Source organism: Flavobacterium poyangense (genome assembly GCF_011751075.1).
GTDB classification, from domain to species: domain Bacteria; phylum Bacteroidota; class Bacteroidia; order Flavobacteriales; family Flavobacteriaceae; genus Flavobacterium; species Flavobacterium poyangense.
Window position 1 is genome coordinate 460,051 of sequence record NZ_JAALLN010000001.1, and the last position, 10,734, is coordinate 470,784.

Annotated in this window: 7 protein-coding genes, 1 tRNA gene and 2 rRNA genes; 4 read left to right on the forward strand and 6 right to left on the reverse strand. The window is 38.4% G+C overall.

The features are described from left to right. Nucleotides 1-29 precede the first annotated feature (29 nt). Genes G3A47_RS01900 through G3A47_RS01910 form a run of 3 tightly spaced genes read right to left on the reverse strand, consistent with a single transcriptional unit; the run spans nt 30 to nt 3,319 of the window. On the reverse strand, nt 30-1,265 hold the full coding sequence (locus G3A47_RS01900) for a cation:dicarboxylate symporter family transporter (RefSeq protein WP_166919886.1): 1,236 nt from the start codon (nt 1,263-1,265) through the stop codon (nt 30-32). Between the two features lie 44 nt (nt 1,266-1,309). Then, nucleotides 1,310-2,602, reverse strand: a complete 1,293-nt coding sequence (locus G3A47_RS01905) for a CitMHS family transporter (protein WP_166919888.1) — start codon at nt 2,600-2,602, stop codon at nt 1,310-1,312. A gap of 21 nt (nt 2,603-2,623) precedes the next feature. Further along, entirely contained in the window at nt 2,624-3,319 is a 696-nt protein-coding gene (locus G3A47_RS01910) for a DUF2490 domain-containing protein (protein WP_166919889.1), read from the reverse strand. A gap of 176 nt (nt 3,320-3,495) precedes the next feature. Here G3A47_RS01910 and G3A47_RS01915 point away from each other — a divergent pair, with 176 nt between their 5' ends. The 4 genes from G3A47_RS01915 to G3A47_RS01930 all read left to right on the forward strand — a co-directional run bounded on the left by G3A47_RS01915 (nt 3,496) and on the right by G3A47_RS01930 (nt 6,956). Further along, the gene (locus tag G3A47_RS01915; RefSeq protein ID WP_166919891.1) at nt 3,496-4,596 is read left to right on the forward strand and encodes a sensor histidine kinase; all 1,101 of its coding nucleotides are present in this window, start codon (nt 3,496-3,498) and stop codon (nt 4,594-4,596) included. Next, nucleotides 4,593-5,279 carry a LytR/AlgR family response regulator transcription factor gene (locus G3A47_RS01920; protein WP_166919893.1) on the forward strand — a complete coding sequence of 229 codons (687 nt, stop codon included), beginning with the start codon at nt 4,593-4,595 and terminating at the stop codon, nt 5,277-5,279. Before G3A47_RS01915 ends, G3A47_RS01920 begins: the two co-directional genes overlap by 4 nt. A 122-nt stretch (nt 5,280-5,401) precedes the next feature. Continuing rightward, nucleotides 5,402-5,821 (forward strand): acyl-CoA thioesterase, encoded by a 420-nt coding sequence (locus tag G3A47_RS01925; protein ID WP_166919895.1) that lies wholly within the window; start codon nt 5,402-5,404, stop codon nt 5,819-5,821. A 115-nt stretch (nt 5,822-5,936) separates the two neighbouring features. Next, the gene (locus G3A47_RS01930) at nt 5,937-6,956 is read left to right on the forward strand and encodes a proline-specific peptidase family protein (RefSeq protein ID WP_166919897.1); all 1,020 of its coding nucleotides are present in this window, start codon (nt 5,937-5,939) and stop codon (nt 6,954-6,956) included. A gap of 311 nt (nt 6,957-7,267) precedes the next feature. Here the strand turns inward: G3A47_RS01930 and rrf are convergent. The 3 genes from rrf to G3A47_RS01945 form a co-directional block, all read right to left on the reverse strand. Next, nucleotides 7,268-7,377 (reverse strand): 5S ribosomal RNA (gene rrf / locus G3A47_RS01935). Nucleotides 7,378-7,576: 199 nt separating this feature from the next. Continuing rightward, a 23S ribosomal RNA gene (locus tag G3A47_RS01940) occupies nt 7,577-10,455 on the reverse strand. 195 nt (nt 10,456-10,650) lie between these two features. Next, a tRNA-Ala gene (locus G3A47_RS01945) sits at nt 10,651-10,724 on the reverse strand. Nucleotides 10,725-10,734 lie beyond the last annotated feature (10 nt).

Sequence of the window (10,734 nt, forward strand, 5' to 3'; positions counted from 1 at the left end):
CAAGTGATTAAGTTTATTTTTAAATACTATTAGGTAATCGAAAGATCTACTTCCGGATTAGGGATAAAATCCTTCTCGACCTTAGAAATAACTATTGCTGCGGCGGCATTTCCAATAAAATTAGTAATGGTTCTGGCTTCATTCATAAATTTATCAACGCTAAATAAAAGAGCCAGTGCTTCTACAGGAAACTTATGTAAGGTGGTAAAAGTAATGGTTAGGGCAATAAAACCTGAACCCGGAACTCCGGAAGCTACTTTTGAAGTAATTATAATGACCAGCACAATAGTCACAATATCATCAAACGATAAGGGAATATTAAAAAGCTGTGCTGTAAATAAGGTGCAAACCGGCAAAAATATAGAAGCTCCTGTCAAATTAAAAGAATAGCCTAGTGGTATACATAAACCTACAACCGCTTTACTGCAACCAGCTTTTTCGAGCTTAGCAACAATAAGAGGAAAAGCCGTTCGGGAAGAAGAGGTACCAAAAACAATCAGCAGTTCTTCTTTGATATAGCGCAAAAATTTCCAAAGACTGATTTTATAATATCTTAGAATTAATCCCAAAATGGCAAATATAAAAAAGGCCATTGTGATGTAAATCGTAGCCAATAATTTTCCTAAAGGCAGCAGCGAATCTATTCCAAATCTGGACACTGTATAAGCCATACCTCCAAAAGCCGCAATAGGTACCAGATAAAACAAATACAGCAACAATTGATACAAAAAAGTTGTAATTCTTTGCAGCTTAGTGACTAAAAACGCTCTCTTTGATGAAAAATTAAGCAGTATGCCCAATAGTATTGCTACTAACAAAAGAATCAAAGGACGATTGAGGAGTAAAAAATCATACCAATGCTCATTAAATGTTAAACTCGCCGTTTCTGCCGGAACTTCAATGGTTTTAAAATGACTTTTGTCAATTTTGCCGGGCTCAATAAACCAAGCACTTACCACACCTATTAAAATAGCCAGCGTTGTAATCATTAAAAAATATACAATCGTTTTTATACTTATACTACGAACTTTTTTTAAACTGCCCACACCACTTAAACCGAGTATAATGGTTAGAAAAATTACTGGCTGAATAAAAGGTTCTATTACATAAAGAAAAGCGGTACCTAAAAAATCTAATTCAATTCCTTTTTCAGGAAAATAATGGCCTACCGCAACTCCGAGTAATAATGCTACAAATACATAGGAGGCCAAATTCTTTACAAATTTGCCTGATACAGCTGTATTTCCGGAATATTCATTCTTCATTGCATGGTATTTTGATAGTAGACAAAGATACTTATAAAGCTTTTTTAAAAAGTAATGAGTCCAATGATAATTGCTGTGATCAACATGGCAACAGAAGAACCCAATGCCCATTTTAAAGTAAACTTCAGGTGATCTGAAAATTCAACTCCGGCCAAACCTACCAATAAATAAGTCGAAGGCACTAACGGACTTAATAAATGCACCCCCTGTCCTATTAACGATGCAACTCCTATTTCCAGTTTAGTGGCACCCAAATGAAGACCTGTTTCAGAAATAAGTGGTAAAACCCCAAAATAATAAGCATCATTACTTAAAAAGAAAGTCAAAGGAGCGCTTGTTACTGCTGTCAGCATCGGAAACAAACTTCCCCAGGTATCCGGCACTATAGCAATCATGGATTTGGCCATCGCATCCATCATTCCGGTTCCGGAAAGTATTCCTGTAAATATACCAGCAGCAAATATCATAGACGCTACTGAAAGGGCATTACCGGCATGTAATTGAAGTACTTTCTGTTGTTCTTCGATTTTTGGATAATTGATGATCAGTCCAATGCAAAAAGCGATCATAAAGGATACGGCTAGAGGCAATATATCCAGCATCATAGAGCTCAAAAGTGTCAGCGTCAATATCAAATTAAACCAGATAAGTCCCGGTTTTTTTAACTGTCTTTGCACTGCCTCTGTTTCCTGATTGTCTAAATAAGGATTTATAAAATCAGGTTTTGCAATTCTCTTCTTTTCTTTCATTCCAAGCCATGCTGCACATATAAATACCCAGACAATACCTCCTGCTACAACCGGAATCATCGGCACAAAAAGTTCAGTTGCTGACATACTAAGTGTAGTCATTGCTCTGGCGGTAGGCCCACCCCAAGGCAAAATATTCATTACACCACCGCTGAGCATTATGATACAGGCTAAAACCAACGGATTCATCCCCATTTTTTTGTACAAAGGCAGCATTGCAGCTACAACAATCATATAAGTTGTGGCACCATCGCCATCAAGAGATACTAATACGGTTAGCAGGGCTGTTCCTAACGCAATCTTTACCGGATCTCCTTTTACCAGTTTAAGGATCAAATTAACGAGCGGATCAAACAAACCGGCATCAATCATAATGCTAAAGAATAGAATTCCAAATACTAACATGATCCCTGTGGGTGCAATATTTTTTACTCCATCCATCATAATTGTACCCAAATCTGCCGAGAAACCACCAAAAATAGCAAATAGAATAGGGATAAGTATTAAAGCTGTTAAAGGAAACAGCTTTTTAGACATGATTAGGTACATAAATACCATTATCATTGAAAAACCTAAGATAGTAAGCATGATGACTATGTTTTAAAATTATTAATTTTCTGATTTAGCGGACCAGTCAAAAGTGTTTCGAAAACCTAAAAGCACATAATTACTGGTTTCACCGGGACTTAACTGATTGATATAGGAAACCTCTATTGCCGATTTTTTACTCAGATTGAAACCAAATCCGGTCGTAAGTCTATTACTGTCAAACTGTTCGTCTTTGACCACATTCATACGAATCTCTTCTTTTAGTATCCCATACACTATGTCTTTTTTATCTGCCCCGTTTAATGGAATTTTAAAAGAAATGAGATACCTAAGTCGTACTACAAAATCGTCCGGATTTGTTAAAAAACGTTCCTCTACCCTAAACCGATGCAGTACTGATGTTCTTCCTATTTTATTTTTAAATGATAGCTGTTGAAAGGGTCTGTTTTCGTAACGAATTTTCTTCTTTGCGTCACTACTGTAAGGTTCCAAAACCAAAAACATATAACCTGCTGCCGGGTATACGTCATTTTCGAGTTTCCTTTCGAGATAGGTTGACACCAGGAATAAACGGGAATCTTGAAGTAAATCGTAAGAACGATATTGCGATAAAGCGGTTAAACTGTATTTTTGATTTAATTTTGCCGACATGGTATACTGAAACCACGCATTATGATTATCTGTCTGAGCCCTACTTTCAAAAGAAAGTAGCAATAAAATAGATACGATTAATACAGCTCTTATACCAGTTTTCATAATTGTTATTTTTTTTTCGTGATAAAAGTATAGGAATCGTATGTGGAAAAAATTTAATTTTCAGTAAACAACCTATATTATCAGTGAACGACACAATCGACTCTCTTATAAAAAATGATATGTGCAATTTTAAATGTGTTTTTTTAAACAGCAAGCAATTTTTAAGATAAAAAAATATGGTTTTACTAATAAACATTGTCATTCTGCTTATTGCTTTCCGACTTCTCTTTGAACAAAAGATTATTAACGGTTTGATGAACAAACAATGGAGCAATCTGATTCTCTTTCAGCACCTGTTTTTTTTCAGCATTTATACAATAGCAATCATTTTTAATGCACTGTATTTTACAGATATGCCTTACGCAATTTATAGCGTACTCTTTACTATCGTGGTAAATATTGCACTTTATGTTATATGTTATTCTTATCTCGTAGGTGCTTATTATCAAACTAATAAATATCCCGAATACATACTTTATGCTCTTATTTTGTTTATATCAAGTTCTTTGCTTCGTTTATTAATTGAACCTGAATTTTACCCTGATCATAGTATAGATAACAAACAAAATCTTTTTTTAATAAGTGTTTATGGCTCTCAGAGTATTGTTATTCTTGTAGCTTCTTTTTTAGGAATTTCAAAGCATAAATTTTTAATAGAATACGACTATAAGAATTTAGAATTTAAGAAAAATGAAACGGATCTTAATTTAATGAAGTCCAAAATCAATCCGCATTTTTTGTTGAATACGCTTAACAATATCTATTCAGGAAGTTATAATTCCCAGAGTAATACGTCAGAATCTATACTGCAATTAAGCCAACTTTTGCAATATGTTATTTACGAAACAGACAAGAATGAAATTAGTATTCAGAAAGAATTTGAAATGATTAAAGCGCTTGCAGGACTTTATCAACTCAAATACAACAATACCCTTCATATCAATTTTGAGCTTAATGACATTGAAATTCAGGAGCAATTAGAAATTCCGCCATCTGTTTATTTTGCTCTTTTTGAAAATGCCTTAAAACATTCTGCTATTGGCACCGAGAAAGATGCTTACATAAAAGTACAATTTGATAAAACAGAGGATGAAATAATTTTCAAAGTCACTAATTCTATTTCAGAAGGCGATCACAACGGAAATAATCAAGGTTATAAAGGAATGGGAACTGCAGCCTTAAAAAGAATTCTTACTGCTAAATATGCTGACCAATACAAACTCGTTGATGAGTTACTAAATAAAACGTATTTTGCCACTCTCAAAATTAAAATATGAAACAATTAAAAGCCATTGCAATAGATGATGAATATCCGGCATTGGAACTTATTAAAACCTATTGCTCAACTATCACTGGCATAGATTTAATAAACACTTTTACAAGTCCGGAAGAATCAATTACATTCCTACACGAAAATGAAATTGACTTACTCATACTGGATATCAACATGCCAAACATAACCGGCATCGAGCTTTTACAAAACATCAAAACAAAACCACTCTGTATTTTTATCACTGCAGAAGAGCAACATGCTGCCAAAGCTTTTGAACTGGATGTTATAGATTATCTTATTAAACCTATTAGTTTTGAGCGCTTTGAAAAAGCAATAACCAAAGCCAAAGAATATTATCAATTTAAAATAACAAAAGACAGTACTCAGGATTATATAATGTTTAAATCTGATTATATTGTTCTCAAAATCAAATTAAAAGACATACACTGGATAGAAGGTTTTGGGGAATACATTAAAATTGTATCCCGCTATAAAAGCTACATGGTGCTTGATCGAATGACTAAATTTGAAGAAACACACCAGCACTTAGGTTTCATCAGAATACATAAATCTTATCTGATTCTAAAAGATCATATTGCCTCTTATAATTCCCGTACCGTACTGCTAAAAAATGGCAAAGAACTCCCTATAGGGCGGACTTATAAGAACAATCTTAAACTTCAATAAGTTGAAAAAAAACAGTATCATTGACAATCAAATTCCTCTTTTGAGTGATTATTTATTTTAAGTACAATCCTACAATAACAAACGCCGAAATACGTTTCTCCTATTAAATTAAACAATACGAAATGAAATATTCAAAAAATTACACCACAGCAGACGAACACATAGATGTTCAGGGAATTATGGATGGTTTATACTATCCTTTTTATATGGAAGAATGTCGCCATGCTTATATCAAAGAGGTACTAGGTTTTGATTTTGTACAACAGGCCAAAAATGGTGTATTTATGGTTTTATCCGAATACAGTATCAAATTTATTCGCTCCCTAAAGAAAGATGATAATTTTGATGTGACCTGTGCTGTTTTTACAGACCCAAACGGACTACCAAAACTGCATTTTAAACAATCAATCCTAAAAAACGGAAAAATAATGGCATCCGCAGTATTTACCGGAACTTGCATTCCTGCAACTGGAGGCAGACCCTATTTACCCGAAGAACTCAAAGCAAATTTTGCTGACGCTCCGGTATTGGAAAATGATTAATTCTCATAAGAACAGTAATCTTAATCCTTTAAAAGTCAGACACTATATCTAAATTTAATTCGTATTTTAGCTTTAGAAAATTCAAAAGCTACCATAACCTTTTAACTCTAGAAATATGCGCTCAATCCTTTTTTTACTATCGATCCTCTTTTTGACTTCTTGTAAAAACGAAACCAAATCAGACGTTCTTGCCAATTATTTTACATACAAACAAAACGAACCAATAGAATCTGCAGGTGTAAAAATGATTCCGATTAAAACACCGATAGGAGAATTTAAAGTCTGGACAAAGCGCTTTGGAACCAATCCAAAAATAAAAATATTGTTACTGCATGGAGGCCCAGCCATGACGCACGAGTACATGGAATGCTTTGAGACATTTTTTCAACGTGAAGGTTTCGAATTTTATGAATATGACCAATTGGGTTCTTATTACAGCGATCAACCCAAAGACAGTAGTTTATGGACAACACAACGATTTGTAGAAGAAGTCGAACAAGTTCGCAAAGCCATTAATGCAGACCACACTAACTTTTATGTTTTAGGAAATTCCTGGGGTGGAATTTTAGCGATGGAATATGCATTAAAATACCAGAAAAATCTAAAAGGTTTGCTTGTTTCAAATATGATGGCCAGCGCCCCTGAATATGGAAAATACGCAGATGAAATTCTGGCAAAGCAAATGAAGCCTGAAGTTCTAGCAGAAATAAGGGCATTAGAAGCAAAAAAAGACTTTGGTAACCCCAGATATATGGAGCTTTTGATCCCTAACTTTTACAAAGAGCATTTATGCAGACTAAAAGAATGGCCAGATGGACTGAACCGCACCATCAAACATATGAATGGAGAAATATATACTATCATGCAAGGCCCAAGCGAATTCGGAGTAAGTGGTCGCCTGGCAAAATGGGATATTAAAAATCGTTTACCTGAAATTACAATTCCAACCCTAATGATCGGTGCAAAATACGACACTATGGATCCAAAAGTAATGGAAGAGCAAAGTAAATTAGTAAAAAAAGGGCGTTACTTATACTGTCCAAACGGAAGTCACCTTGCCATGTGGGATGACCAACAAGTATTTATGAATGGAGTAATACAATTTATTAATGATGTTGATGCTAATAAATTTTAGCATTTTACAGAATAAAACTCAACAATACAGAGGGTAACTTACAAAGTACTTTCACTAAATTAGATTGCACTATAAAGTAACTTATAAAAATGCTTCATTAGAAATAATGGAGCGTTTTTTTTTGTGCCTTGGCTCGAATCTCGATATCTCAACAAACAAAGATTACACAGAGCTGCACAAAGAAGACACAGAGATTCGCAAAAATTTAGATTAAACTCTGTGTCCCTCTGTGTCTTCTTTGCGAATCTCTGCGGAATTTAAAAAACTTTATAAAACAAAAAACCCCGTTCGTTAGAACAGGGTTTTTAAAAGAAAGGCGACGACATACTCTCCCACATAACTGCAGTACCATCTGCGCAGGCGGGCTTAACTTCTCTGTTCGGGATGGGAAGAGGTGAGCCCCGCCGCAATAACCACCTTAAGGTTTTTAGTAATTAGTCCTTAGTGATTAGTAATTAGTCTCTAGACTATTTACTATTTACTTTTCACTAATTACTGCTCTTGCGTCGAGCTAATATTTTAACATACTGAGATAAAGAACATAAAAAGCCTTGACTTGCCCTCTAGCGAAGTCGAAGGGAGAAAGTTTCTTCCTCCGGGTTTACCCGGAGGAAAAGTGTGTACATAAGCTTACGGATTATTAGTACTACTCGACTATGACATTACTGCCTTTACATCTATAGCCTATCAACGTGGTCATCTTCCACGATCCTTAAAAGAAATCTCATCTTGTGGTGGGTTTCGCGCTTATATGCTTTCAGCGCTTATCCCTTCCAAACGTAGCTACTCTGCGGTGCCCCTGGCGGGACAACAGATACACTAGAGGTTTGTCCAATTCGGTCCTCTCGTACTAGAATCAGATCCACTCAAATTTCTAACGCCCACAGTAGATAGAGACCGAACTGTCTCACGACGTTCTGAACCCAGCTCGCGTGCCACTTTAATGGGCGAACAGCCCAACCCTTGGGACCTTCTCCAGCCCCAGGATGTGACGAGCCGACATCGAGGTGCCAAACCCCCCCGTCGATATGAGCTCTTGGGGGAGATCAGCCTGTTATCCCCGGCGTACCTTTTATCCTTTGAGCGATGGCCCTTCCATGCGGAACCACCGGATCACTATGCTCTACTTTCGTACCTGATCGACCTGTATGTCTCTCAGTCAAGCTCCCTTATGCCATTGCACTCTACGCACGGTTACCAAGCGTACTGAGGGAACCTTTAGAAGCCTCCGTTACTCTTTTGGAGGCGACCACCCCAGTCAAACTACCCACCAAGCAATGTCCCCCGTATCACGGGGTTAGGCCTCAGATAAACAAAGGGTTGTATTTCAACAATGACTCCACAACGCCTGGCGACGCCACTTCAAAGTCTCCAACCTATCCTACACATCATTTATCCAAGGTCAATACTAAGCTATAGTAAAGGTGCACAGGGTCTTTTCGTCCCACTGCGGGTAAACGGCATCTTCACCGTTACTACAATTTCACCGAGCTCATGGCTGAGACAGTGTCCAGATCGTTACACCATTCGTGCAGGTCGGAACTTACCCGACAAGGAATTTCGCTACCTTAGGACCGTTATAGTTACGGCCGCCGTTTACTGGGGCTTCAATTCAATGCTTCTCCGAAGATAACATCTCCTCTTAACCTTCCAGCACCGGGCAGGTGTCAGGCCCTATACGTCATCTTACGATTTTGCAGAGCCCTGTGTTTTTGATAAACAGTCGCCTGGACCTCTTCACTGCGGCCAGCTTGCGCTGGCGACCTTTCTCCCGAAGTTACAGGTCTATTTTGCCTAATTCCTTAGCCATGAATCTCTCGAGCACCTTAGGATTCTCTCCTCAACTACCTGTGTCGGTTTACGGTACTGGTACTAATTACCTGAAGTTTAGAGGTTTTTCTTGGAAGCCCTTAGGCGCACTATCTCTTTGTCCGAAGACTCCGAGTACTATCGTATTTCACCATTCTCTACGGATTTGCCTATAAAGAATATAGCTAGGTACTTCAACGAACTATTCCGTCAGTTCGCGGCGCTTTCATCACTCCGTCACCCCATCACAGTAATTAGTAGTACGGGAATATTAACCCGTTAGCCATCGACTGTCCCTTTCGGGTTCGCCTTAGGACCAGACTAACCCACAGCTGATTAGCATAGCTGTGGAAACCTTAGTTTTTCGGTGTGCGGGTTTCTCGCCCGCATTATCGTTACTTATGCCTACATTTTCTTTTCTAACCAGTCCAGCATGCCTTACGACACACCTTCAACCCTGTTAGAATGCTCCCCTACCACTTTGTATTGCTACAAAATCCATAGCTTCGGTAATATGCTTATGCCCGATTATTATCCATGCTCGTCCGCTCGACTAGTGAGCTGTTACGCACTCTTTAAATGAATGGCTGCTTCCAAGCCAACATCCTAGCTGTCTGGGCAGACAAACCTCGTTCTTTCAACTTAGCATATATTTGGGGACCTTAGCTGATGGTCTGGGTTCTTTCCCTCTCGGACTTGGACCTTAGCACCCAAGCCCTCACTGTTATCAATCATTATATAGCATTCGGAGTTTGTCAGGAATTGGTAGGCGGTGAAGCCCCCGCATCCAATCAGTAGCTCTACCTCTATATAACTAAAATAACGCTGCACCTAAATGCATTTCGGGGAGTACGAGCTATTTCCGAGTTTGATTGGCCTTTCACCCCTACCCACAGGTCATCCGAAGACTTTTCAACGTCAACCGGTTCGGACCTCCACACTGTGTTACCAGCGCTTCATCCTGCCCATGGGTAGATCACACGGTTTCGCGTCTAACACTACTGACTAAAGCGCCCTATTCAGACTCGCTTTCGCTACGGATCCATGCCTTAAACACTTATCCTTGCCAGCAACGTTAACTCGTAGGCTCATTATGCAAAAGGCACGCCGTCACCCCACAAAAGGGCTCCGACCGCTTGTAAGCGTATGGTTTCAGGATCTATTTCACTCCGTTATTCACGGTTCTTTTCACCTTTCCCTCACGGTACTGGTTCACTATCGGTCTCTCAGGAGTATTTAGCCTTAGCGGATGGTCCCGCCAAATTCAGACAGGGTTTCACGTGCCCCGCCCTACTCAGGATACCACTATTTATTACATTTATTACCCATACGAGGCTATCACTCTCTATGGCCCAACTTTCCAGTTGGTTCCGGTTCTGCATGCATAAAATGTCGTGGTCCTACAACCCCAACAATGCCGTAACATCATTGGTTTGGGCTAATCCGCGTTCGCTCGCCACTACTTACGGAATCACTTTTGTTTTCTTCTCCTCCGCCTACTTAGATGTTTCAGTTCAGCGGGTTTGCCCACCTATCGGTGTACTATGTCTTCAACATAGTGGGTTGCCCCATTCAGGTATCTACGGATCAATCTGTGTGTGCCAGTCCCCGTAGCTTTTCGCAGCTTATCACGCCTTTCATCGCCTCTGAGAGCCTAGGCATCCCCCATACGCCCTTATTTTGCTTATTGTACCAAATCATAATTTAATATGATCCGTTTTTTTTTGTTTTTCCTTTGCTTTCGCTCAAGAAAAACGCTTTCTACTTTTTATTATTTCTTATCTCAATATGTCAATGAACTTTTATTTAGTCGAAGGTCAAAAGTCTAAAGTCCTAAAGTGAATCACTTTTGACTTTATGACTTTAGCCTTTAAGACTAAAATCGTGGAGAATAACGGAGTCGAACCGTTGACCTCCTGCGTGCAAGGCAGGCGCTCTAGCCAGCTGAGCTAATCCCCCAATTTTTGAA

Coding starts and splice junctions, on each gene's coding strand:
- G3A47_RS01910 (WP_166919889.1), bottom strand. CDS start 3,319: ATGAAAACTGGTATAAGAGCTGTATTAATCGTATCTATTTTATTGCTA.
- G3A47_RS01915 (WP_166919891.1), top strand. CDS start 3,496: ATGGTTTTACTAATAAACATTGTCATTCTGCTTATTGCTTTCCGACTT.
- G3A47_RS01925 (WP_166919895.1), top strand. CDS start 5,402: ATGAAATATTCAAAAAATTACACCACAGCAGACGAACACATAGATGTT.
- G3A47_RS01920 (WP_166919893.1), top strand. CDS start 4,593: ATGAAACAATTAAAAGCCATTGCAATAGATGATGAATATCCGGCATTG.
- G3A47_RS01905 (WP_166919888.1), bottom strand. CDS start 2,602: ATGCTTACTATCTTAGGTTTTTCAATGATAATGGTATTTATGTACCTA.
- G3A47_RS01930 (WP_166919897.1), top strand. CDS start 5,937: ATGCGCTCAATCCTTTTTTTACTATCGATCCTCTTTTTGACTTCTTGT.
- G3A47_RS01900 (WP_166919886.1), bottom strand. CDS start 1,265: ATGAAGAATGAATATTCCGGAAATACAGCTGTATCAGGCAAATTTGTA.